Consider the following 22,612-nt stretch of genomic DNA (forward strand, 5'->3'; position numbering starts at 1 on the left):
TCGGGAGGTGCCGGATGCTGAGCGTGTTCTCCTCGCCGGGGCACTACGTGCAGGGCCGGGACGCCACCGCCGCGCTCGGGGCGGAGATGACCCGCCTCGGCATCGGCGGGCCGGTGCTCATCGTGGCGGGCTCCAGCGCTTTCCGGCTGCTGGCAAGCACCTGGGAGCGCTCGCTGACAGACGCGAAGATCGCCTATTCGATCCATCTGTCCGGTGGCGAATGCAGCCGGGCCGAGATCGCCCGGATCGCCCACGCCGTCGAGGAATCCGGCAGCACGGTCGTCCTCGGGGCGGGCGGCGGCAAGGTGCTCGACGCGGCCCGCGCGGTCGCCGACGACCTCGATCTGCCGATGATCAGTTGCCCGAGCACCGCCTCCAGCGACGCACCGTGCAGCGCGCTGTCGGTGATCTACACCGACGCGGGCGAGTTCGAGGCGTATCAGCTCGTGCGGCGGAATCCGGCGCTGGTGCTGGTGGACACCTCGGTCGTCGCGCAGGCCCCGGCTCGGCTGCTCGCCGCGGGCATGGGCGACGCCCTGGCGACCTGGTTCGAGGCGCGCACGTGCAGCGCCGCCCAGGTGCGCAACATGCGCGGCGGCGCCTCCACGCGCAGCGCCGCCGCCTTGGCCGAACTCTGCTATCGCACCCTGCTCGCCGACGGCGCGCAGGCGCTGACCGCCGTCCGCACCCGCGGCGTCACACCGGCGCTGGAGCGCGTCGTCGAGGCCAACACCTTGCTCTCCGGACTCGGCTTCGAATCGTCCGGGCTGGCCGCGGCGCACGCCGTGCACAACGGTCTGACCGCCGCCGCGCGAACGCGCCCGTTCCTGCACGGCGAGAAGGTCGCGTTCGGCACCCTCACCCAATTGGTGCTCGAGGGCGCGCCCGCGTCCGAGATCGGCACGGTGCTGGATTTCTGCGCCGAGGTGGGTTTGCCGACCACGCTGGCCGCCCTCGGGCTGCCCGATGCCGACGACGAGACACTGGCGGCCATCGCACAGCGTGCGACCGCTCCGGGCGAGACGATCCACAACGAACCCTTCACGGTGGATGCCGCGATGGTCGTGGACGCCCTGCGCACCGCCGACGCCCTCGGTCGGTGACCAATCCCACATCCACCCGCGTTCACCCAGCGTCCGACACCGAAACCTCACCTTCCCGCAAGCGAGTCTTCATCAACCGCCGGGAAACCTGTCCGTAACCGGCGCTATCGTGGCGACGGAGCCAAGCCAATGGCGGGCAAACCGCCAGGAGGGATTCGGTCCGGTGTCCATCACCAGAGTCGCGGAGTATCCGCGTCCGGATCATGTGTTGTTCCACTTCAGCGATACACATCTCATCGCGGGCGACGACCCCCTGTACGGCGATGTCGACGCCGACCTGCGGTTACGGCAACTGCTGGACCAGGCCGCGGCGAGCGGGATCCGGCCGACCGCGATCGTGTTCACCGGCGACCTCACCGACCGGGGCGAGCCCGCCGCGTACGCCAAGCTGAAGTCGATCGTCGAACCATTCGCCAGAAGTTTGCAGGCGCCCATCGTGTGGGTCACCGGCAACCACGACGACCGCGCCGCCCTCCGCGCCCGCCTGCTCCACGAGTACCCCACCACTTCCCCGCTGGACCGGGTGCATCTGATCGACGGATTGCGCATCGTCGCCTTGGACACCTCGGTGCCCGGCCACCACTACGGGGAGATCTCCGACGACCAGCTGGAGTGGCTGCGCTCGGTCCTGGCCGAGCCCGCGCCCTTCGGCACCATCCTGGCCATGCACCACCCTCCGGTGCCGTGCGTGATCGACCTCGCCGTCACCGTGGAACTACGGGATCAGCGCCGACTGGCCGACGTGCTGGACGGCACCGACGTGCGCGCCGTCCTCGCCGGGCACCTGCACTTCTCCACCAGCGCCACGTTCGCGGGCATCCCCGTCTCGGTGGCGTCGGCCACCTGCTACAGCCAGGATCTCGGTGTGGCGCAGGGTGGCCTGCGCGGCCGGGACGGCGCGCAGGCCTTCAACTACGTGCACATCTATCCGGACACCGTGGTGCACTCGGTGGTGCCCATCGAGCGCGGTCGCACGGTGGGCGCTCCCGCCACGCCGGAGGAGGCGCGGCAACGGCTGACGGAGGAGGGCATCGTGATCCCGCCCGCCGCGCGCATCCCGCACGTCATGCGGCGCCCTGCGTCGACTCCGGAAGCGGATGACGAGGCGGTGTACTGAGCCGTTCCCACGGCGCGGGCTCGGGGTAGTAGCGGGCCAGGAACTCCGAGACGATCCGCACCCGGTCGGACTCGGCGACCTCGGGGAAACTGCCGTCGTTGAGGCAGAAGAAGTCGACGTCGCGATGACGCGCCAGCCCGTCCAGCAATGCCAGACCGTGGTAGCTGGTCGTGTCGACGTACCGCATCTTCGCCGACTCCTGGGGCACCGCGCGCCCGGTCAGCATGGCGTAGTAGTGATACAGCGAATTGGTGACCGAGATGTCGGTGGCCGCGCGGAACCGGCTCGCGCTCGTGCGCGCGAAGTCCGCGGCGAACTCCTCCTCCATCTCCATGAGCACGCTGCGTCGCAATGGCGCGGGCGTGTGCTCCAGGTGCCGCGTGATGACATAACCGAAGCGCTCCGCCAGCAGCGCCCGGTTCACCCGGGCGGCGTTCTCGAAACCGCTGCGCCGCTCGTTGTTGCGTCCGGGCCCGATCCTGGTGTCCGCTTCGATGAATCGGCTCACGCCGCCCGGCGTGAAGAACATCGACGGACGCACCGGACGTGCGAAGAACATGTCGTCGTTGGAGTACAAGAAGTGCTCGCTGAGCCCGTCGATGTGCTGCAACTGGCATTCCACCGCGTGCGAATTGAACACCGGCAAGCCGCTGATGTCCCGGAAGTGGTCCGCCGCGGGCACCACGGTCACCTTCGGATGCGCGGTCAGCCACTCCGGCGGCGTGGAGTCGGTCGCGATGAAGATCCTGCGGATCCACGGCGCGTTCTTGTGCACCGACCGCAGGGCGTACTTCAACTCGTCGATCTGGCGGATCCTGGCGTCCGCGTCGTCGCCCTCGCCGACCACGACCTGAGCGAGCATCCCGGCGCGGCGGGCGCGGAATTCCGGATCGGAGCCGTCCACCCAGGAGAACACCAGGTCTATATCGAACCCGACGTCACCGGTCTGCGGCGCGAACATGTCCGCCAGGGTGGGCCAGGTCCGGTCGAACAGCCGCACCTGCGTGCGCTGGACGTCGGCGAGGTCGAAGACCGGGCGGGTCAGCGCGTTCGGGCGCGGGCAGGTCACCGTGTCGCCGTGGTATTCCCACAGCTCCAGCTCGACATGGTGCGCCGGGTCGTGGTCGCGCCCGAGCCGGAAGACGTTGTGCCGCAATTCGACACAGGAGAACCCCGCCGACATCGCCGCGGCGGTCACCCGGCGCACCATCAGGCGCTGCGCCGCGTCGGCCGCGAGCACGAGCCGGTGCCCACTGTCGCGCACCAGCAGGAACGGCACCTCCGCGGCGGCCAGTTCCGCGCGCAGGTAGCCGAGATCCTCGATCATCGCGGCGGACACGGCGAGATTGCTCGCCATGGCCCGCGTGACCATTTCCACCGCCCCCGAGTCCACTGCTCCCCTGTCCGTCATGACTGCCTCCACTTCCGTCGAACCACCGGTCTGAAGATTGCGTCCGGGGCACCGCGCCGAGCGCCGATCCGTCGATGCCGGGGCATCGACGTGCGAGGACCGCGCGCCTGGCGCGGTGACATTCAGAAGTGGGGAAGGGTGCCGAAGCGCGGGTACGAATTGATCACCCGGTATGTAGACGACTGGTAGACCATTTCGTTTCACCTCACTCACGGCCGGACGCGCATGGCGTCATGGATGGAAGCGCTGCACTCGTGCGGGAACGATCGAATGGCACGGGTGGCAGCTGTACGCCGGACGGTCATCGGCCGACTGGAAAGTGGTCTGCCCAGGAAACTCCGGGCACCTCTACGAATGATGCAACGCGCTCGACATTCCGTCAATCGGTGCGGCTGAACCGCACCTGTCCGTGCGCTGCCCACGGTCGTGGCACACACTGGGCAATATAATTAGGATAGGCTCACCATATCATCAGAGAAAGGGTTGTGCCGGTGCGCGTCGTCATTCTGTTCGGATCCGAGATGGGCACCGCGGAGTCCGCGGCGGACACCATCGCCGCGGAGTTGCGCGGGGCGCACGACGTCTCGGTGCACGACATGACGGACTTCGACCTCGCGGATCTGGACGTCCGCGACTTCCACGTCGTCGTGTGCTCGACCTACGGCGACGGCGAGCTGCCGACCGGCGCCGAACCCTTCGCCGACGCGCTCGACCGCGACACGCCGGATCTGCACGGGCTGCGTTTCGCCGTCTTCGGGCTCGGCGACATCGTGTACGGCGACACGTTCAACCGCGGCGGCGAGATCATCGCCGAGAAACTCGCCGCGCGCGGCGGCGTGCAGGTGGGCGAACACGCCCGGCACGACGCGTCGACAGAGGTCCGCGTGCGCGACATGGCCAGGGAGTGGGCCGCCGCGCTCGACATTCCCGCGCTGATCTCGGCCTGACCGCGCCGGGCACGCGCCGCTGGTCACCGAAGCGCGGTCCGGACAAAGCGCCCAGCGCCAGCGCGCAAGGCGCACAGCGCCTTAGACTGCTATCAAGCGCGGCACAGCCCGCCGCGCTCGACGATCCATGAGGTGACGAAGATGGCAGCCGGAGCGAGCCCCGCCCAACGTCAGCACAACTCGACAGATCATCCCGAGCTGGACGCGCTCCCGGAATGGCCACTGGAGACGATCGGTGTACTGGTGACCACCGACCCTGCACCGCATGCGATTCCGGTGTCCTGGCCGGTGCGGGCCGGTGACCGGCGCATCCTGATCAGCCTCAAGTACGATCGCGGTTCGCTGGCGCGGTTGCGCGAACATCCCGAGGTGGCCCTGCTGATCCTCGGTGGGGGCAACGTGGCGATGTGCGCAAGGGGCACCGCACACGTGGTCGCCGAGCAGATGCCCGACGCCGCCGACTACGTCGCCGTCCGCATCGACGTCGACGTGATCGACGACCATCGCCAGTCGGCCTTCGCGGTCGTGCAAGGCATCCAGCGCACGGTGCTCGACGACGAGAGCGAGTTGCGCGCGCTGAAGGGCCGGGTCGACACCCTGAGATCCTGGGCAGAACACCAGAACTAGATCGGCCCGGCGTTCCCGGGAGCAGAGAAAGAGGCGGCACCGGCCGTGCCGCGCGGAAGGGGATCATGAGCGTCACTCTGGCCAAAGGCGGCAATGTCTCGCTGTCGAAGCAGGCCGCGAATCTCACCAAGGTGTCGGTGGGGCTCGGCTGGGACGTGCGCACCACCACCGGCGCCGACTACGACCTCGACGCCAGTGCGCTCGCCTGCGGACCGAATCTGAAAGTGCTGTCCGATCAGCATTTCGTCTTCTACAACAACCTGCGCTCGCCCGATGGATCCATCGAGCACACCGGCGACAACCTCACCGGCGCGGGCGAGGGCGACGACGAGGTGATCAACATCGACCTCACCGCCACGCCGCCGAACATCACCAACATCTTCTTCCCGGTGTCCATCCACGACGCCGACGCACGCGGCCAGTCGTTCGGCCAGATCCGCAACGCCTTCATCCGCGTCGTCGACGCCGCCACCGGCGTCGAACTGGCCCGCTACGACCTCACCGAAGACGCCTCCACCGAAACGGCCATGATCTTCGGCGAGCTCTACCGCCACAACAACGAGTGGAAGTTCCGCGCCATCGGCCAGGGCTACGCCTCCGGGCTCGCGGGCATCGCCCGGGACTACGGCGTCAACGTCTGACGGTTCGATTCGCGTTCGCCGCGCCGGTCTTTCGGCCTCGTGCTCCATCGGCATCGAGCGCCGGAGGACCCGCGCGGCACGTTTCGGCTCCGGTCGAACTCACGGGAACCGCTTCGCGATCGCCGCGGCGATCGCTTCCGGTGCGTGCTCTTGAATGAAATGCCGCGCGTGCGGCAGCTCGACTACGTCGAGATCGGTGAAGGCGGCTCGCATTCGCGGGATACAGGCGTTCGGACGGAACACCATGTCCCGCATTCCCCACACCAACAGGGCCGGCTTGTCGCCGAGCAGGACGGGCACATCTCGGGCGAGTCGGTCCAGCAGCGGGCGTGCGGCACGAATTTCCTTGGGCGTGGCGGCGAGTCCGCGTCGGGCTTCCGCGGTGGGCTGCACCGCGCGATAGTGGTCGGCCTCGGCCGCGCTCAGCTTGCGCCCCAGTTCCGCGAGCAGGACGCGCTCGACGAGGAAATTCTGTTCGAGTATCCGCCGCTGCATCGGACGGCTGCCCATGATCACGCTGAACGCCCGATTCGCCATCGCTTCGGTCGGCCAGAACGAGGTATTGCCCAGCACGATCCCTCGCACCCGATCAGCGCGCGCGGCGCTCGCGCCCAGACCGATGGGGCCGCCCCAGTCCTGTCCCATCAGAACGAAGCCGTCGAGCCGCAGGTGATCGATCAGCTCGCCGAGGACCGCGGTGTGCTCGGCGATCGTGTATCCGAAACCCTCGGGACGTTCGGACAATCCGAAACCCGGATAGTCGACGGCGATACACCGGTACCGGTCGCGCAGGTCCTTCACGATGTGGCGGTAGAGGAAGCTCCAAGCCGGAGCGCCATGACAGAACAGCAGCGGCGGCCCGGCCCCCTCGTCGATGTAGTGAACCCGGCCCGCCGACGAGTCGAACCAGCGCGACTCGAAGGGGTACAGACTCTTGTCAGGAACGAAATCGATCAGCATTGGCCCCTCCCTCCGAGACAGGCTACCTCGGGTGCACCCGAGCGCGCGGTCGCCTCCACCGAGAGGCCGTCTCCGGAGCGGGACCCCCGCGGTCGGTTGATGAAGACCGACGATTTCAGCCCAGGCTGCCGGCCGAGTGGAACGACACGAATCGCGGAGTCACCCGCAGCAGACCGGGTCGTCACAGGGGTCACCGACTTCGCTTCCGTAGGCGACCAAGTGGCGGACCGGGGCCAGGATTCGTTCGGCGGTGTCGGGGTCGAGGGGCGGTGCGGACCGGTCGCTCGGTCGTCCCCAAGTGGGCGGCGTGTCGTCGATGTCGAAACGGGGTGCGCCATTGACGAACAGTGTCCACAGCGGGTGGTCGGGGAAGCCGTTCATCCGTAGGACCCACCACTGGCCGTCGACGTGGGCGGCGACGGGGAATCTGCCGTTCCCGGTCGACCGCCATCGCGGTCGTGCGTTCAGTTCGGGGTACCGCATTCTTTCAGTTTCCCTGAATCGGACGGCCGCGCGGGAGTCCTACTCGGTTCCCTCCGGCCAGAAGGCGTGCCAATCCTCGGCGGTGAGCGGAAGACGTTCGCCGCGTTCCTTTTCCGCGCTGTCCTCCGCCGCGCGGATGGCGGCGGCGAAGGTGAGCGCCGCTTTGCGGAGGCGTTCTTCGGCGCTTTCCGGGCCACCGAGGTGCACGACGCGCAGGGCTTCTGGAACGAGGGCGGGTGGCAGGCCCGCTTTGGTGCCGCGGGAGACGATCTTCTCGGCGAGTGCCAGCGCGGGCTGGGCCATGGCTATGCCGTCCAGGCAGGAACGGCGGGACTTCTCGGCGGATTTGCGTTCTTCCCAAGCGCGTTCCTGGGCGGCGATCTTCTCGGCCACCGAGGCGTTGGGATCGATCGCGGAATCCACCAGGTGCGGGCTGCGGTTGACCAGCTTGGCCACCAGCGCGGCGGCGACGTCGTCGACGGTGAATTCACCTGCGGCCTCGGCGATCCGGGAGTGGAAGAGCACTTGCAGCAGCAGGTCGCCGAGTTCTTCCTTGATCGTCTCGGCATCGTCGTGCTGGATGGCGTCGAGCAGTTCGTAGGTCTCCTCGAGCAGATAGGGGCGCAGCGAGTCGTGGGTCTGGGTGACCTCCCACCCACCGAAATGCCAGAGCCGGTCCATGACCTCGACCGCCCCGGCCAGCCCCGCCGCGACCACCGCGGTGTCCGTGCGCGGTGTCGCCTCCCCGTCGCGCTCCACGCCGTGAACCGCGCGATGGCGGGCGGCCCGCAGAACGGACTCGTCGCGTGTCGAGCTCATCGCGGCGCCATCTCGGCGGCGACGGTGAGGTCGACCGCTCCCTGCGCCTTCCCGTCCAACGCCAGCAACAGATCGGCGGCGAATTGCAGCAGTACGACATCGCGGACGCGCTCGGCCCCGACACTGTCCTGCACGCGCGGCAGCGGAAGCTGCACCACCCCGGACGCGGCGCGGTACCCCGCGCTCGGGTAGAGCCGCTTGAGGCGCATCTGCTTGGAATCGGGCAGGTGCAGCGGAGAGATCTTCAAGGTCGTCCCGGTGACCGCGATCTCGGTGACCTCGTACTCGCGGGCGAGCAGGCGCAGTTTGGCCACCGACACCAGACGCCCGACTTCCACCGGCAACGGGCCGTACCGGTCGACGAGTTCCTCCACGACCTGCGCGAGCGCCGAATCATCCTGCGCGGCGGCGAGTTTGCGGTATGCCTCCAGGCGCAGCCGGTCACTGGCGATGTAGTCCGGCGGTATGTGCGCGTCGACGGGCAGGTCGATGCGCACCTCCTTGACCTCCTCGGTGGTGATCGGCTTGCCGTCCGCGGCGGCGCGATACGCCTCGACGGCCTCCCCGACCAGCCGCACGTAGAGATCGAAGCCGACCCCTGCGACGTGGCCGGACTGCTCGGCGCCGAGCACGTTGCCCGCGCCGCGGATCTCCAGGTCCTTCATCGCGACCGCCATGCCCGCGCCGAGATCGGAGTTCTGCGAGATGGTGGCCAGTCGGTCGTAGGCCGTCTCGGTGAGCGGCTTCTCCGGCGGGTAGAGGAAGTAGGCGTAGCCGCGTTCCCGGCTGCGCCCGACCCGGCCGCGCAGCTGATGCAACTGCGAAAGGCCCAGCGCGTCGGCGCGTTCCACGATCAGGGTGTTGGCGTTGGAGATGTCCAGACCGGTCTCGATGATCGTGGTGCACACCAGCACGTCGTATTCGCGCTGCCAGAAGCCCTGCACGGTGGACTCCAGCGCGTCCTCGTTCATCTGGCCGTGCGCGACCGCCACTCGCGCTTCGGGCACCAGATCGCGAATCCGCTTGGCCGCCTTGTCGATCGACGACACCCGGTTGTGCACGTAGAACACCTGGCCGTCGCGCAGCAACTCGCGCCGGATCGCGGCGGTGACCTGCTTGTCGTTGTAGGCGCCCACGTAGGTGAGCACCGGGTGGCGTTCCTCCGGCGGGGTGAGGATGGTCGACATCTCGCGAATCCCCGCCAGACTCATCTCCAGGGTGCGCGGAATCGGGGTGGCCGACATGGTGAGCACGTCGACGTGCGTGCGCAGCGCCTTGATGTGCTCTTTGTGCTCGACACCGAATCGCTGTTCCTCGTCGACCACCACGAGGCCGAGGTCCTTCCACCGCACGCCGGTCTGCAACAGCCGGTGCGTGCCCACCACGATGTCGACGCCGCCGTCGGCCATTCCCTCCAGCACCGCGCGGGCCTCGGCCGGATCGGTGAAGCGGGACAGGCCTTTCACGGTGATCGGGAAACCCGCGACACGCTCGGTGAAGGTCTGCAGGTGCTGCTGCGCGAGCAGCGTGGTCGGCACCAGCACGACGACCTGTTTGCCGTCCTGCACCGCCTTGAACGCCGCGCGCACCGCGATCTCGGTCTTGCCGTAGCCGACGTCGCCGCAGACCACGCGGTCCATCGGGACGGCCTTCTCCATGTCCGACTTCACCTCGGCGATGGCGGTCATCTGGTCGACGGTCTCGGTGAACGCGAACGCGTCCTCCATCTCCTTCTGCCACGGCGTGTCCGGTCCGAACGCGTGACCCGGCGCTGCCTGGCGGGCGGCGTACAGCTGCACCAGCTCGCCGGCGATCTCGCGAACCGCTTTGCGCGCCTTGCGTTTGGTGTTGGCCCAGTCCGAGCCGCCGAGCTTGGACAGGCTGGGCATCTCGCCGCCGACGTAGCGGGAGAGCTGGTCGAGCGACTCCATCGGCACGAACAGCCGGTCACCGGGCTGGCCGCGTTTGCTCGGCGCGTACTCGATCACCAGATACTCGCGGCGCGCGCCGCCGACGGTGCGCTCGATCATCTCGACGAACTTGCCGATGCCGTGCTGGTCGTGCACCACCATGTCGCCCGCGCTCAACGCGAGCGGGTCGACCTGGTTGCGCCGTTTGGCGGGCATCCGCTTGCCCTCGGTCGGCGCGGTGACCCGGTTGCCGGTGAGGTCGGATTCGGCGACGACCACCAGACCGGCGCCCTCGAAGACCAAGCCGTCGTGCAGCGAGCCGCACAGCACGCCCACCACGCCCTCGTTCGGCTCCGCGCCCGCCGCCAGCGCCGCGGCGGGGACCTCCGCGTCCGCCAGCCGTTCCAGGATGCGCTGCGCCGTCCCGTGGCCCGCGACGACCACCACGGCCCTGCCGCCGGTGAGCACGTGGGCGCGCAACGAGGCGAACATGGTCGCCACCAGTTCGTCGGACCCGCGCGCGGCCGGGCCGGGCAGCACCGGCAGCACGACCTCGGAGGAATCACCGGAAGCGAGCGGGCTCAGCGTCCACCAGGGCAGGCCCTGCCGGTCGGCGCTGGCCTGGATCTCGGGCAGCGGACGGTAGGCGGAGGCGGCCAGGTCGAGTCCGTGTCCGCCGAGCGGCGCCGCGCCGCCGAACGAGGCCGCGGTCCAGGATGCCTCCCGGAATTCCTCGCCGGTACGCACCAGGTCGGCCGCGCGGGTGCGGATCTTCTCCGGATCGCACAGCAGTACGTGGGTTCCCTCCGGCAGTACCTCGGTGAGCAGGCACAACTGCCCCGGTTGCAGCACCGGCAACAGCGCTTCCATGCCCTCGACCGGGATGCCCTGCGCGAGTTTCTCCAGCATCTCCACCAGCGCCGCGTCGGCCGCGTTGGCGGCGGCGACCTCGGCCGCCCGCTCGCGCACCTCGGGGGTGAGCAGCAGTTCCCGGCACGGCGGCGCGACCACGACGTCCACCGCGACGTCCGGCAGCGAGCGCTGGTCGGCGACGGAGAACGGCCGTAGTTCGGTGACCTCGTCACCCCAGAATTCCACGCGCACCGGATGGTCGGCGGTGGGCGGGAAGACGTCCAGGATGCCGCCGCGCACCGCGAACTCACCGCGCTTGCCCACCATGTCGACCCGGGTGTAAGCGAATTCCACCAGCCGCGTGAGCAATTCGTCGAAGTCCAGCTCGGCGCCGACGCGCAGCACGATCGGCTCGATCTCGCCGAGCCCACCCGCCATCGGCTGCATCAGCGACCGCACCGTGGTCACCACCACGCGCAGCGGCGCGGGGAAATGCGGGTCGCCGGGGTGGGCGATCCGGCGCAGCACCTCCAGCCTGCGCCCCACCGTGTCGGCGCCCGGCGAGAGCCGCTCGTGCGGCAGCGTCTCCCACGACGGGAACTGCGCGACCGCGGGACCGAGCATCTCCACGAGTTCGACACTCAGGTCGTCTGCCTCCCGCCCCGTGGCCGTGACCACCACCAACGGCCGCTCGGCGGCCAACCGCGACGCGACGAACGGCCGCACCGCCGACGGCGCGACCAGCTCGACCGACGATGTGCCGATCAGCTCCGCGACGGTCCGTAGCGAGGAATCGGCACCGGCCGCGGCGGCCAGTCCCGCCAACGGGGGGCGGTGGGTGGACATCGACAACTCCTGAGCGCAGGCGACACGTTTCGAGCGGCCAACCGAGTCTAGTTAAGCGGGCATCTTGTTTTTGCAGCGCCCGCGCCGCCGCGAGGCGACTGCCGCCCCTGCCCGGTACCAGAGCGCCCATCCGCGATCTATTTCGTCGCCGACACGGCCGCCCACCCGAACACGCTCCGGCTCCTCCCGGCGAGAAGCGAGCCACAGCGAGAAGGTCCCGGCGGAGTCGTCAGCACGATTCGCGGCTACGTCATCCGGCGGAACAAGCACATCACCGACGAGCACCTACCATAGCCAGGGCGAATGTCGCCCGACGCACACTGCGGGCCTTCACCAGAGGTGCAGGAAACTCCGGACGTCATCGAAACCGTCGAGTGCCCGCCCGTCCACGTCCGACGGATCCGCCTCGGCACGCGCCGACAAGGAGCGCGCCAACGCAACGGACTCATCGCTGAGCCGCCCGAATCGCCGAGCGGTATGTCCCAGGCACAGCCCGGCCAGCCCGAGCAGCGGGCTGCCGGCCACAGCCCGCGTTCCGACCTGCACACACCAGTGCTCGACGAACTCCCGATCGTCGTCGTTCAAGGCGCTGCCAACCAGAGCATCCGCCGCCTCGAACTCGTACGCGCGGTCTCCGAGTGCCCGCTCCAACACCGCGACTACCACCTCATGCGGCAGAGAAGGAGGATTGTGGAAGCTCCGATGCGTATGCATGCCGCGAGATTATCCATCCCCGTATGCCCCCGACCCATGACTCGACAAGGCGAACGTTGCCCGACGCGGGCACCAGCTCAACCACACCGGCCGAACGCCATCATTCAAGCGAAGTGAACCGAGCCTCGAGCAGCCCGAGCCGACAGCCAGCCAGCCACCACACGCGTGCACCGGGCAGCAAGCTTCGATACCGACGCGCCCAGCGCACCGTAACCACGTCTTTCGAGCGAAGCGAGACCGAGCATGCGCCGTTCGCGGCCCGGCTCGCCATAAGAGGGCCGCGAACACGCAGCGCCGCAGGCGCTGCCAAAGTTACGGCACGTAGCGCCGCAAACGTCTTGCCGCGAATTCCCTGAAGTACGAGAGCTTCTCGGCCGGGACGATGGCCGGGAGCAGGAAGTACCAGGCGCGCTCCATCCGGACCGCCATCTGGTCGATGGATTCGGTGCCGACGGCGATGATGTGCACGCCCGCGGCCATCTCCTGCCACAGCAGGCCGATGACCTCGGCGTCCAGGTCGGCGATCAGGTCGCCTTGGGCGATGGCCCGTTCGGCGAGCAGCCGGTAGGTGTCGCCCCAGTTCTTGGCGATGTTGTCGCCTTGAGCGCCGCGGTAGTCGCCGATCTGGTGGGTCAGCTTCAGCATGGCGCCGACCATCGGGTCGTTCATCGATAGATCGGCGACGACGTAGGTGATGCCGATGCACGCCTCCAGCGCGGGCACTCGCGGATCGAAGAAGCCCTGACACGAGCTCGTCAACCGCTCGTTGCCCTGGTCGACCACCGCGCGCGCCAGCTCCTCCTTGGAGCCGAAGTGAAAATACAAGGCGCCCTTGGTCACATTGGACTGCGCGATGATCTCGCTCAGGCTCGCATTCGCATATCCCAAGCGCAGAAAGACATCGGCAGCGCCTGCCAGGACGGAGTCGCGGGTGATCTCCGCGCGCGCTTGCCTAGCCATCAGATCCGCCTGTCATCCCAAAAACCAGCCATCCTGAAGTAGACCGACATCCCGAAGTTGACCGACTTACCGCCCGAACAGCACCCAAAGGATGGGTGAACCGTACCACCAGGCGCGCGTCCAGCAGCCAATTCGAGCATTCGGCGAGAGCCGTCGCGCAATTTGCTGGTTAACAATCCGGGTCACTCACCGGCGCCCGCGCGCCATTCCGAACTCAGTTGTGGATCGGCTTCCAGATGACTCAGCCCGTTCCAGCACAGGTTCACCAAGTGGGCCGCCACAACCTCTTTCGAGGGTTTGCGCTCGTCCAGCCACCAGGTGGCGGCGGTGGCGACCTGACCGACGAGCGCCTGCGCGTAGAGGGTGGACAGACTGGTGTCGAACCCGCGCCGCGCGAAATCTCCGGCCAGAATGTGCGCCACCTGATTGGTCGCTTCGTTGAGCAAACTGGAGTACCTGCCCTCGGCGGCGGCGGCGGGCTGATCTCGCACCAGAATTCGAAACCCGTCGGTCCGTTCTTCGATATAGGTCAGCAGCGCCAGCGCGACCTGTTCGAGCCGGATGCGCGACCGGTTCTGGGTGAGCGAGGAGGTGATCATGTCCAGCAGCATCGACATCTCCCGGTCCACGACGACCGCGTACAACCCCTCTTTGCCGCCGAAGTGTTCGTACACCACGGGTTTGGAGACCTGGGCGCGTTGCGCGATCTCCTCGATGGAGGTCGCGTCGTAACCGCGTTCGGCGAACAGCGCGCGCCCGATCTCGATCAGCTGCTGACGCCGCTGGGTGCCGGTCATCCGTGGACGGGACACTCGATGCGACTCACTCAAAGACACCCCTGCTCCTCCGCCCTTCCCGCGTTGTTGCCGGTCGTGAGTGCCTCGACGGTTCCCGCCGAGCCGACGAGCGCATGCCGGGACGGGACCGCGGGCGAGCCCGGCGATCCGCCCTCGTGCGTGCCTGGTCAGCCGTCACATCGGGGCTCCGACGCACGACATCGACATTCGGATACCACTGTCCCAGACCGGTCGGCAGTCCGCTTCTCCGGGGCGAGGGCACGCGGGGGCTCTCCGCTGTAGTCGGCGCTCGAGCGGTCCTCCGCCCGAGCGCTGCCCGGCCGGAGGACAGGAGCGCTCCCGCGCTGGTCCGGCCCGAATACCAGATGCCGCGCGGGGAACAATTCGCGGGGAGGCGGGCGAGTATGCGAGGATTCATCCCGTGCCATGGCACAGCGGCGGGGGTTTCGCCAACCGCCGGTGTGGCAATCCGCCGTGGTGTAATGGCAGCACATCTGATTTTGGTTCAGAGAGTTCAGGTTCGAGTCCTGGCGGCGGAGCTCGAGAGCACGATGACTTATCGTTGGCCCGCACATCGCTGACCAAGCACGACGACGCCCAGCACGAGGACAGGCAGCCGAGGGAGATCCATGCCACAGCAGACCGCCGTCGTCGTTCTCGCAGCCGGTGCCGGGACACGAATGCGGTCGAAGACCCCCAAGGTCCTGCATTCGCTGGCCGGTCGGAGCATGCTCGCGCACGCGCTGCATGCGGCGAACGAGATCGACCCCGCGTACCTCATCACCGTGGTGGGGCACGATCGCGAACAAGTCGGCGCCGCGGTGGCCGCGGTGGCCGACGATCTCGGCCGGGAGATCACCCCGGCGATCCAGGAAGAGCAACTCGGCACGGGCCACGCGGTGCAGTGCGCGCTTGCCGCCCTGCCGGTCGGCTTCACCGGCGACGTGCTGGTCACCTCCGCCGACGTGCCGTTGCTGGACGGACACACCCTGGCCGCGCTGCTCGATGAGCACCGCAGCTACGCCGAACGCCCCGCGGTCACCGTGCTGACCTTCGTGCCGCCGGACCCGAATGGTTACGGCCGCATCGTCCGCGACGCCGAGGGCCAGCTCGCCGAGATCGTCGAACACGCCGACGCCACCCCGGAACAGGCCGCGATCACCGAGGTCAATTCCGGCGTGTACGCGTTCGACGCCGCGGTGCTGCGCACCATGATCAGCCGCCTGTCCACCGCCAACGCCCAGCACGAGCTGTACCTGACCGACGTGCTGCGCCTGGCCAGGGAGGCCGGACACCCGGTGCACGGCGCACGCCTGGTCGACGCGGCCAAGGTCACCGGCGTCAACGACCGCGTGCAGCTGGCCTCGGCGGCGCGCACGCTCAACCGCTACATCCTGGAACGCCACATGCGCGCGGGCGTCACGATCATGGATCCCGCCTCGACCTGGGTGGACGCCAGCGTGCGCATCAGCAGGGACGCAGTGATCCTGCCCGGTGTGCAACTGCTCGGCAACACCGTCGTCGGCGAGGACGCCGAGGTCGGCCCGGACAGCACGCTCACCGACGTGGTCGTCGGCGACGGGGCGAAGGTGATCCGCACCCACGGCGAGGGGGCCACCATCGGCCCGAAGGCGACCATCGGCCCGTTCGCCTACCTGCGGCCGGGCACCATCGTGGGCGACACGGGCAAGCTCGGCGCGTTCGTCGAGACCAAGAACGCCTCGATCGGCGCGCATTCGAAGGTCCCGCACCTGACCTACGTCGGCGACGCCACCATCGGCGAGCACAGCAACATCGGTGCGTCGAGCGTCTTCGTCAACTACGACGGCGTGACCAAGCACCACACCGTCGTCGGCTCGCACGTACGCACCGGCAGCGACACCATGTTCGTCGCGCCGGTGACGGTGGGTGACGGAGCCTATACGGCGGCGGGTACTGTACTGCGCAGAAACGTTCCGCCCGGAGCTCTCGCGGTGTCCGGTGGACCGCAGAAGAACATCGAGGGCTGGGTGCAGCGACACCGTCCAGGGACGGACGCGGCGCGCGCGGCGGCGGAAGCCATCGCGGCCAAGGAGATGTCGGGTCAGGCAATAGAGCAAAAGGATGGCAAACAGCAGTGACCGCGTCATGGATGGACAACCAGAAGAACCTGATGCTCTTCTCGGGACGCGCTCATCCTGAGCTGGCCGAGCAGGTCGCCAAGGAGCTCGACGTCCACGTCACGCCGCAGGTGGCACGGGACTTCGCCAACGGCGAGATCTTCGTCCGGTTCGAGGAGTCGGTGCGCGGCTCCGACGCCTTCGTCCTGCAGAGCTTCCCCGCGCCGCTGAACCAGTGGCTGATGGAGCAGCTCATCATGATCGACGCGCTCAAGCGCGGCTCGGCCAAGCGGATCACCGCGGTGCTGCCCTTCTACCCGTACGCTCGCCAGGACAAGAAGCACCGCGGCCGTGAGCCCATCTCGGCCCGTCTGGTCGCCGACCTGCTGAAGACCGCGGGCGCGAACCGGATCATCACCGTCGACCTGCACACCGACCAGATCCAGGGCTTCTTCGACGGCCCGGTCGATCACATGCACGCGCAGGTGCAGCTGGCGGAGTACGTCCGCACCAACTACAGCCTCGAGCACATCACCGTCGTCTCCCCCGACTCCGGCCGCGTGCGCGTCGCCGAGAAGTGGGCCGACTCGCTGGGCGGCTCGCCGCTGGCGTTCATCCACAAGACCCGCGACCCGCTGGTGCCCAACCAGGTCAAGTCCAACCGCGTGGTCGGCGAGGTCGAGGGCCGCACCTGCATCCTGATCGACGACATGATCGACACCGGCGGCACCATCGCGGGCGCGGTCAAGGTGCTGAAGGACGCGGGCGCCGGTGACGTGGTCATCGCCGCGACCCACGGCGTGCTGAGCGAGCCCGCCGCCGAGCGCCTCGCCGACTGCGGCGCCAAGGAGGTCGTGGTGACCAACACCCTGCCGCTGTCCGAGGAGAAGAAGTTCCCGCAGCTGACCGTGCTGTCCATCGCGCCGCTGCTGGCCCGCACGATCCGCGAGGTCTTCGAAAACGGCTCCGTGACCGGTCTTTTCAACGGAAACGCATAGAGCTCTTACCGCAAGAACGGCGGCTCGGACTACGGTCCGGGCCGCCGTTCTCGTGTCCGCGTTAGCCGCGGCGATCGGTGGGGATACTGAGGGTATGGACCGTGATCCGTTGGAGACCGAGATGGGGGACGACGACCAGGAGGACGAGATCCGCGAGTATCAGCGCAACATCGAGGATCCGCCCGACGAACTGCGCATCCGTTACCACGAGGATGAGGACGACGGCAGGCTCGGCATCGACGACGAGCTGGACCAGGAGTGGACGGCCCGCGACACCCTCGCCGCGGACGAGTCGGACGACCGGTCCGCCGAGGTGGCCGCGATCGAGATCATCGACGACGAGGATCTCTGAACCTGCTCCGTCCCCGACGCGCCTGTAGCAATCGGCTATGACGACGCGCTCACCGTGGTAGGCATAGGTTGCGTGACCGGGACGACACGAGGAGGGTGCGATGAGCACGCCGAAGGATCCGGACCACCCCGACGAGCAGCGGCCGCCGGAGTCACCGTCGAAGCCGACCGGGGAGACCTCCGGTGACGAGCCTGCCCAGCCGTCGACCGGCTCCGCCCCGGCGCAGACGCCCGGTGGACGACCCACCGAGCACGATCCCGCCGCCGCGCTACCGCCGGAGCACGAGCCGGGCCCGGCCGACCAATGGTGGCAGTCGAGCGGCTCGCCGCCCGGGGGAGCGCTGGGCGGCCAGTGGGGCGCCGAGCCCAGCGGCCAGCCCGCCGAACCCCGGCCTTGGGGCGCCAACGGCGGGGGCGAGCAGCAGTCCTGGGGCGCCGAACCCGCCGCGCCGGGGGCTCCCTCGCCGGGTTCCGGGCCACAGCCTCCCGACGAAACGACGCAGCGGTTCACGCCGGACGAGCACACGCAGTACGGTTCGGGCGGGCAACCGCCTTATCCGCCGAGCGGGCAGCCCGGTGACTTTCAGCAGCCGTATCCCCCGCAGCAGCCGTATCCGCCGACCGGGCAACCGCAGTACCCGCCAGGCGGTGGGTACGGCTACCCGACGTCCGGGCCGCAACAGCCGCAGTACGGCTACCCGTCCTATCCGCAGCAGGGGTACGAGCCCTACGCCACCCCGCCGAAGCAGCCGACCAGCCAGGTGTACTCGATCATCGGCTTCGTCTGCGCGATAACCGCGGTGCTGTTCTGCCCGATCTTGTTCGGCCCGGCCGGGATAATCCTGGGCATCATCGGGCGCAACAAGGGCGAATCGCTCGGCAAATGGGCAGCGATCGCTGCGGCCGTCGGGATGGTGATCGGCCTCATCGTGGGGTTCGTCGTGTTCGGCGGAGACATCACGACGTAGATTTTCGGTATGCGTCTATCGGGTGACATCAGCGCGGCGGGTGTGCGGGCATGACCGGATTCGCGGGTTTCCCGCTCGCCGGGCTCGACTTCTACGAAGACCTGGAGGCCGACAACTCCAAGGCGTTCTGGACCGCGCACAAGAAGATCTACGACGAGTCGGTGCTCGCGCCCATGAAGGCCCTGGTGGCCGATCTGGAGCCGGATTTCGGGACCGCCAAGATCTTCCGGCCCTACCGCGACGTGCGGTTCGCCAAGGACAAGTCACCGTACAAGACCGCGCAGGGCGCCGTGGTGCGCGCCGCGGCGGGGGTCGGCTGGTACGTCCAGATCAACGCCGGGGGTCTGTTCGTCGGTGGCGGTTTCTACCAGGGCTCGTCCGAGCAACTCGCGCAGCTGCGGGCCACCATCGATGACGAGGTGCGCGGACCGGAACTGGTGGCGATCCTCGCGAAACTCACCGACGCGGGCTTCACCATCGGCGGCGAGAAGCTGAAGACCCGACCCAAGGGCTACGACGCCGACCACCCGCGCATCGACCTGCTGCGGCACAAGTCGATCACGTGCGGCCGGGAATTCGGCGCGCCCGCCTGGCTGGACACGCCGCGCACGGCGAAGGAAGTCCGCGCCGCCTGGGAGACGATGCGGCCGCTGGTCGAGTGGCTGGGGGCGGTGGCCGGCGGCGCCCCGTCGTGGTGAGCGCCGCCGATCGACACGTGGTCAGCGCCGCCCGGCGAGCAGCAGCGCGAAACGATCGTCCGGATCGGTCCACACGTGTCCGGTGGCGAAGCCCGCGGCGGCGAGTTCGGCTTCGAGGCCCTCGACGCGGAACTTGGCGGAGATCTCGGTGCGCATCTGTTCGCCGCGGCCGAAGCGCACGGTGAGGTCGAGATCGCCGACCGCGACGGTCATGTCCTCGCTCGCCTCCAGCCGCATCTCGATCCACTCCCGTTCGACGTCCCAGACCGCGACGTGCCGGAATTTCTCCGGCGCGAAGTCGGCGCGCAGGCGAGAGTTCAGCACGTGTAGGACGTTCCGGTTGAACTCGGCGGTGACGCCCGCCGCGTCGTCGTAGGCGGGAACGAGTACCGCCGGGTCGGTGACCAGCCCGGCCCCGAGCAGCAGTTGCTCCCCCGGCTCGAGCAAGTCGTGGATCCTGGCGAGGAACTCCGCCCGTTCCGCGGGGACGAGGTTGCCGATGGTGCCGCCGAGGAATGCGATCATCCGGCGTCCGCCGCGGGGGAGGTTGGCCAGCGTGTCGGTGAAGTCGCTGACCACACCGTGCACGGCGAGCCCAGGGAACTCGACCGCGACCTCGTCGGCGGCCGCCCGCAGCGCTGCCGACGAAACATCCTGCGGTACATACTTCTTCAACGGCCCGCGCGCGCTCAGAGCGGTGAGCAACAGGCGCGTCTTCGCCGCCGATCCGGCGCCGAGTTCGACCAGTACCTCCGCTTGGGCGGCGTCGGCGATCTCGTCGACCACCCGTTCGAGCAGAGCGCGCTCGGTGCGTGTCGGGTAGTACTCGGGCAGCTCGGTGATCCGCTCGAACAGCTCGCTGCCCTTGGCGTCGTAGAACCATTTGGGCGGCAACCATTTCGGGTTCGCGGTCAGGCCCAGCCTGGCGTCCGAGCGGAGCGCGGTGTTCAGGTCGTCTTCGGTCAGGTGGATGTCCAGCGTGACTGCGGTCATGGCACCGGCCTTTCGGGTCAGAGGAGGGGGTCGACGGACAGCGCGCCGGGCCTGGCGCTCACCAGGCTGCGGTCCGGGATCGACTGCCAGCGGGGGTCGTCGTCGAACGGTTCGGAGGACACGAGTGCGAAATCATCGGTGACCAGCACCGACAACGAGTGGTGGCAGGTGGTCGCCCACAGTTGCGCACCGTCGGAGAGCAGGAGGTTCAGGCGTGCTTCCGGCGCCCGGTCGAGGATCGCGGAGACGAGCAGCCGCAGTGCCGCCGGAGCCGCCGACCACTCGCCGTCCGGTGCGCCGGTCGACAGCAGATCGCACAGCAGCACCCACAGCGTCGCCGCGTCGGTGGCGGATTCGGCCTCCAGCAGCCGCGCCGGAGAGAACAGGTCCTCGGCGCCGAGTCCGGCCGCGACGACCGCGAATTCGGCCGCCACGCCGGTCAGGGTGCGGCGCCAGTCCGGCACCACGCCGTTGTGGCTGAACGCCCAGCGGTCGCGGGTGAACGGCGCGCACGCGGACCGTTCGACCGGCATGCCGACCGTCGCCGAGCGCACCGCCCCGAGCACCGCGGCGGACTCCAGTTGCGGCAGCACCTCGTCAACGGCCGGGTCGGTCCAGATCGGTTCGGCGTTGCGGTAGCGGCTGGCGGTGACCGTGTCGTCCGGCGTGACGCTCCACCAGGCGACGCCGAAACCGTCGGCGTTGATGGTGCCGCCGTGACGCATGTCGCGCGGCGCCCACGCCTGGGTGCGCAGCGAATGGGAGCCGAGGGTCAACATGTCGCCCACCCGCACCGGCGGGCCGACGTAACCCAAGTGTCTACACATCCGCACCCGCCGGGGCCGACGTCGCGAGGCGCGGGCCGCTCGCCGCGGGACCGCGGCCGCACCATCGCCCGGCACGACGGGCGGCGCTCACTCCCCTTCTCCGGGCCGCAGATCCCGCGCCAGGCGGAACCCGGCGAAGATCTGGCGACGGATGGGATGGTCCCAGTTGCGGAAGGTGCCGCGGCAGGCCACCGGATCGGTGCCGAAGGAACCGCCGCGCAGCACACGGTAATCACCGCCGAAGAAGACCTCGGAGTACTCCCGGTACGGGAACGCCCGGAACCCCGGGTACGCCTCGAAACCCGAAGCGGTCCATTCCCACACGTCCCCGATCAACTGGTGCACGCCCGCGGGGGACGCGCCGGCCGGATACGCGCCCACCTCGGCGGGTTCCAGATGCCGCTGCCCGAGGTTCGCGGTGGCGACGTCGGGATCGGCGTCGCCCCAGGGGAATCGGCGCGACGCGCCGGTGGCCGGATCGAACCGGGCCGCCTTCTCCCATTCCGCTTCGGTGGGCAGGCGCTTGCCCGCCCAGTTCGCGTAGGCCTCGGCCTCGAACCAGCACACGTGCACGACCGGCTGTCGCGGCCGCAGCGGGGTCATCACGCCGAACACCCGCCGCCACCAATGCCCGGACGGATCACGCTCCCAGAACTGCGGCGCGACCAGGCCCGCCTCGACGCGATGCGCCCAGCCGCGCTCGGACCAGAGTTCGGGGCGTTCGTAGCCGCCGTCGTCGACGAAGGCCAGGTACTGCTCATTGGTGACCGGCGCGGCGTCGATCGCGAAACCGGCCACTCGCACCGGATGGGCGGGGCGCTCGTTGTCCAGCGCCCACGGGTCGGTGGAGGTACCCATGAGGAATTCCCCTGCGGGGATCACGACTTCCGCGCCGACCGCCGCCGTCGCGGCCGGGGCGTCCGCCGCCGAGAGCACGGCGGCGCCGGTACGCAACTGGTGGGTGGCCAGCATGGTCTCGTCGTGCTGCTGCTCGTGCTGGGCGATCATGCCGAAGGCGAATCCGTCGTCGATCAGCGGACGGCCGCGCAGATCGCTGCGCTCCAGTACGTCCAACACCTTGTCGCGTACAGTGCCGACATAGTCGCGCGCCTGGGCGGGATCGAGCAGCGGCAGCGTGGGCCGGTTCGCGCGGGCGTGTTTGAAGGCGTCGTAGAGTTCGTCGATGTCGGCGCGCACCGGGTCGCGTCCGCCGACGTCGCGCACGAGCCAGAGTTCTTCCTGATTGCCGATGTGCGCCAGGTCCCAGACCAGCGGGCTCATCAGCCGGGAATGCTGGGCCACGAGTTCGGCTTCGTCGACGCAGTCGGTGAGCGTGTGGGTGCGCAGGCGGGCGCGCGTGAGAACGTCGGCGATCCGATCCCTGAGCTGTTCGGTGCCGAAGTTGTCGGTGGGGGCGGGTTGGAAAGTGGTCACGAAAAACATCTCCGGGATTCATGGGGGTCGGCGGCGGCGATTCGGCTGGCGGCGGCC

21 protein-coding genes and 1 tRNA gene are annotated in these 22,612 nt (G+C 68.9%); 11 read left to right on the forward strand and 11 right to left on the reverse strand.

Annotated elements, in window-relative coordinates; all coding sequences use genetic code 11:
* Positions 1 to 14 precede the first annotated feature (14 nt).
* Both ABZW96_RS14000 and ABZW96_RS14005 read left to right on the forward strand, forming a co-directional pair.
* A complete protein-coding gene (locus ABZW96_RS14000; protein ID WP_355074487.1) occupies positions 15 to 1,103 on the forward strand; it encodes a glycerol dehydrogenase in 1,089 nt (362 codons plus the stop codon).
* Between the two features lie 163 nt (positions 1,104 to 1,266).
* The gene (locus ABZW96_RS14005; RefSeq protein ID WP_355074489.1) at positions 1,267 to 2,220 is read left to right on the forward strand and encodes a phosphodiesterase; all 954 of its coding nucleotides are present in this window, start codon (positions 1,267 to 1,269) and stop codon (positions 2,218 to 2,220) included.
* Here ABZW96_RS14005 and ABZW96_RS14010 read toward each other — a convergent pair.
* A complete protein-coding gene (locus ABZW96_RS14010) occupies positions 2,168 to 3,592 on the reverse strand; it encodes a stealth family protein (protein WP_355075024.1) in 1,425 nt (474 codons plus the stop codon). The two genes, ABZW96_RS14005 and ABZW96_RS14010, sit on opposite strands and share 53 nt — an antisense overlap.
* A 530-nt stretch (positions 3,593 to 4,122) precedes the next feature.
* Here ABZW96_RS14010 and ABZW96_RS14015 point away from each other — a divergent pair.
* From ABZW96_RS14015 to ABZW96_RS14025, 3 genes are all read left to right on the forward strand, one after another.
* Positions 4,123 to 4,578, forward strand: coding sequence for a flavodoxin family protein (locus ABZW96_RS14015; protein ID WP_355074491.1), 456 nt, complete (start codon positions 4,123 to 4,125; stop codon positions 4,576 to 4,578).
* 141 nt (positions 4,579 to 4,719) lie between these two features.
* The gene (locus ABZW96_RS14020) at positions 4,720 to 5,205 is read left to right on the forward strand and encodes a pyridoxamine 5'-phosphate oxidase family protein (protein ID WP_355074493.1); all 486 of its coding nucleotides are present in this window, start codon (positions 4,720 to 4,722) and stop codon (positions 5,203 to 5,205) included.
* 65 nt (positions 5,206 to 5,270) lie between these two features.
* Positions 5,271 to 5,846: a TerD family protein gene (locus ABZW96_RS14025; protein WP_355074495.1), complete on the forward strand. Its 576-nt coding sequence runs from the start codon at positions 5,271 to 5,273 to the stop codon at positions 5,844 to 5,846.
* A 99-nt stretch (positions 5,847 to 5,945) separates the two neighbouring features.
* Here the strand turns inward: ABZW96_RS14025 and ABZW96_RS14030 are convergent, their stop codons facing one another.
* The 7 genes from ABZW96_RS14030 to ABZW96_RS14060 form a co-directional block, all read right to left on the reverse strand.
* Positions 5,946 to 6,806 (reverse strand): haloalkane dehalogenase, encoded by an 861-nt coding sequence (locus ABZW96_RS14030; protein ID WP_355074497.1) that lies wholly within the window; start codon positions 6,804 to 6,806, stop codon positions 5,946 to 5,948.
* 159 nt (positions 6,807 to 6,965) lie between these two features.
* A complete protein-coding gene (locus tag ABZW96_RS14035) occupies positions 6,966 to 7,289 on the reverse strand; it encodes a hypothetical protein (protein WP_355074499.1) in 324 nt (107 codons plus the stop codon).
* 39 nt (positions 7,290 to 7,328) lie between these two features.
* Complete coding sequence (locus tag ABZW96_RS14040; RefSeq protein WP_355075026.1) at positions 7,329 to 7,970, reverse strand: MazG family protein; 642 nt, start codon at positions 7,968 to 7,970, stop codon at positions 7,329 to 7,331.
* Positions 7,971 to 8,104: 134 nt separating this feature from the next.
* Positions 8,105 to 11,716: a transcription-repair coupling factor gene (mfd, locus tag ABZW96_RS14045; protein ID WP_355074500.1), complete on the reverse strand. Its 3,612-nt coding sequence runs from the start codon at positions 11,714 to 11,716 to the stop codon at positions 8,105 to 8,107.
* 330 nt (positions 11,717 to 12,046) lie between these two features.
* Positions 12,047 to 12,430, reverse strand: coding sequence for a hypothetical protein (locus tag ABZW96_RS14050; RefSeq protein WP_355074502.1), 384 nt, complete (start codon positions 12,428 to 12,430; stop codon positions 12,047 to 12,049).
* Positions 12,431 to 12,742: 312 nt separating this feature from the next.
* Positions 12,743 to 13,390 (reverse strand): TetR/AcrR family transcriptional regulator, encoded by a 648-nt coding sequence (locus ABZW96_RS14055; RefSeq protein WP_159843027.1) that lies wholly within the window; start codon positions 13,388 to 13,390, stop codon positions 12,743 to 12,745.
* A gap of 182 nt (positions 13,391 to 13,572) precedes the next feature.
* The gene (locus tag ABZW96_RS14060) at positions 13,573 to 14,187 is read right to left on the reverse strand and encodes a TetR/AcrR family transcriptional regulator (RefSeq protein ID WP_355074504.1); all 615 of its coding nucleotides are present in this window, start codon (positions 14,185 to 14,187) and stop codon (positions 13,573 to 13,575) included.
* A gap of 468 nt (positions 14,188 to 14,655) precedes the next feature.
* Between ABZW96_RS14060 and ABZW96_RS14065 the strand changes: the two genes are divergently transcribed.
* The 6 genes from ABZW96_RS14065 (at position 14,656) to ABZW96_RS14090 (ending at position 19,301) form a co-directional block, all read left to right on the forward strand.
* Positions 14,656 to 14,726, forward strand: a tRNA-Gln gene (locus ABZW96_RS14065).
* Between the two features lie 90 nt (positions 14,727 to 14,816).
* Positions 14,817 to 16,307, forward strand: a complete 1,491-nt coding sequence (gene glmU, locus ABZW96_RS14070; RefSeq protein ID WP_355074505.1) for a bifunctional UDP-N-acetylglucosamine diphosphorylase/glucosamine-1-phosphate N-acetyltransferase GlmU — start codon at positions 14,817 to 14,819, stop codon at positions 16,305 to 16,307.
* A complete protein-coding gene (locus ABZW96_RS14075) occupies positions 16,304 to 17,284 on the forward strand; it encodes a ribose-phosphate diphosphokinase (RefSeq protein ID WP_355074506.1) in 981 nt (326 codons plus the stop codon). The genes glmU and ABZW96_RS14075 overlap by 4 nt, the downstream gene beginning before the upstream one ends.
* 94 nt (positions 17,285 to 17,378) lie before the next feature.
* Positions 17,379 to 17,636, forward strand: coding sequence for a hypothetical protein (locus tag ABZW96_RS14080; RefSeq protein WP_355074508.1), 258 nt, complete (start codon positions 17,379 to 17,381; stop codon positions 17,634 to 17,636).
* A 100-nt stretch (positions 17,637 to 17,736) separates the two neighbouring features.
* A complete protein-coding gene (locus tag ABZW96_RS14085; RefSeq protein WP_355074510.1) occupies positions 17,737 to 18,603 on the forward strand; it encodes a hypothetical protein in 867 nt (288 codons plus the stop codon).
* 50 nt (positions 18,604 to 18,653) lie between these two features.
* A complete protein-coding gene (locus ABZW96_RS14090; RefSeq protein WP_355074512.1) occupies positions 18,654 to 19,301 on the forward strand; it encodes a DUF2461 domain-containing protein in 648 nt (215 codons plus the stop codon).
* A 21-nt stretch (positions 19,302 to 19,322) separates the two neighbouring features.
* Here ABZW96_RS14090 and egtD read toward each other — a convergent pair whose 3' ends face one another.
* From egtD to egtB, 3 genes are all read right to left on the reverse strand, one after another.
* On the reverse strand, positions 19,323 to 20,294 hold the full coding sequence (gene egtD, locus ABZW96_RS14095) for an L-histidine N(alpha)-methyltransferase (RefSeq protein WP_355074513.1): 972 nt from the start codon (positions 20,292 to 20,294) through the stop codon (positions 19,323 to 19,325).
* Between the two features lie 17 nt (positions 20,295 to 20,311).
* On the reverse strand, positions 20,312 to 21,121 hold the full coding sequence (egtC, locus tag ABZW96_RS14100; protein WP_355074515.1) for an ergothioneine biosynthesis protein EgtC: 810 nt from the start codon (positions 21,119 to 21,121) through the stop codon (positions 20,312 to 20,314).
* Between the two features lie 87 nt (positions 21,122 to 21,208).
* Entirely contained in the window at positions 21,209 to 22,555 is a 1,347-nt protein-coding gene (gene egtB / locus ABZW96_RS14105; protein WP_355074517.1) for an ergothioneine biosynthesis protein EgtB, read from the reverse strand.
* Positions 22,556 to 22,612 lie beyond the last annotated feature (57 nt).

Origin of the sequence: Nocardia sp. NPDC004168 (genome assembly GCF_040610355.1) — a bacterium.
Classification (GTDB): Bacteria; Actinomycetota; Actinomycetes; order Mycobacteriales; family Mycobacteriaceae; genus Nocardia; species Nocardia sichangensis.

Coding starts and splice junctions, on each gene's coding strand:
- ABZW96_RS14060 (WP_355074504.1), bottom strand. CDS start 14,187: ATGACCGGCACCCAGCGGCGTCAGCAGCTGATCGAGATCGGGCGCGCG.
- ABZW96_RS14035 (WP_355074499.1), bottom strand. CDS start 7,289: ATGCGGTACCCCGAACTGAACGCACGACCGCGATGGCGGTCGACCGGG.
- glmU (WP_355074505.1), top strand. CDS start 14,817: ATGCCACAGCAGACCGCCGTCGTCGTTCTCGCAGCCGGTGCCGGGACA.
- ABZW96_RS14050 (WP_355074502.1), bottom strand. CDS start 12,430: ATGCATACGCATCGGAGCTTCCACAATCCTCCTTCTCTGCCGCATGAG.
- egtD (WP_355074513.1), bottom strand. CDS start 20,294: ATGACCGCAGTCACGCTGGACATCCACCTGACCGAAGACGACCTGAAC.
- ABZW96_RS14055 (WP_159843027.1), bottom strand. CDS start 13,390: ATGGCTAGGCAAGCGCGCGCGGAGATCACCCGCGACTCCGTCCTGGCA.
- ABZW96_RS14085 (WP_355074510.1), top strand. CDS start 17,737: ATGAGCACGCCGAAGGATCCGGACCACCCCGACGAGCAGCGGCCGCCG.
- mfd (WP_355074500.1), bottom strand. CDS start 11,716: ATGTCCACCCACCGCCCCCCGTTGGCGGGACTGGCCGCCGCGGCCGGT.
- egtC (WP_355074515.1), bottom strand. CDS start 21,121: ATGTGTAGACACTTGGGTTACGTCGGCCCGCCGGTGCGGGTGGGCGAC.
- ABZW96_RS14010 (WP_355075024.1), bottom strand. CDS start 3,592: ATGGTCACGCGGGCCATGGCGAGCAATCTCGCCGTGTCCGCCGCGATG.
- ABZW96_RS14080 (WP_355074508.1), top strand. CDS start 17,379: ATGGACCGTGATCCGTTGGAGACCGAGATGGGGGACGACGACCAGGAG.
- ABZW96_RS14020 (WP_355074493.1), top strand. CDS start 4,720: ATGGCAGCCGGAGCGAGCCCCGCCCAACGTCAGCACAACTCGACAGAT.
- ABZW96_RS14025 (WP_355074495.1), top strand. CDS start 5,271: ATGAGCGTCACTCTGGCCAAAGGCGGCAATGTCTCGCTGTCGAAGCAG.
- ABZW96_RS14030 (WP_355074497.1), bottom strand. CDS start 6,806: ATGCTGATCGATTTCGTTCCTGACAAGAGTCTGTACCCCTTCGAGTCG.
- ABZW96_RS14090 (WP_355074512.1), top strand. CDS start 18,654: ATGACCGGATTCGCGGGTTTCCCGCTCGCCGGGCTCGACTTCTACGAA.
- ABZW96_RS14040 (WP_355075026.1), bottom strand. CDS start 7,970: ATGGACCGGCTCTGGCATTTCGGTGGGTGGGAGGTCACCCAGACCCAC.
- ABZW96_RS14000 (WP_355074487.1), top strand. CDS start 15: ATGCTGAGCGTGTTCTCCTCGCCGGGGCACTACGTGCAGGGCCGGGAC.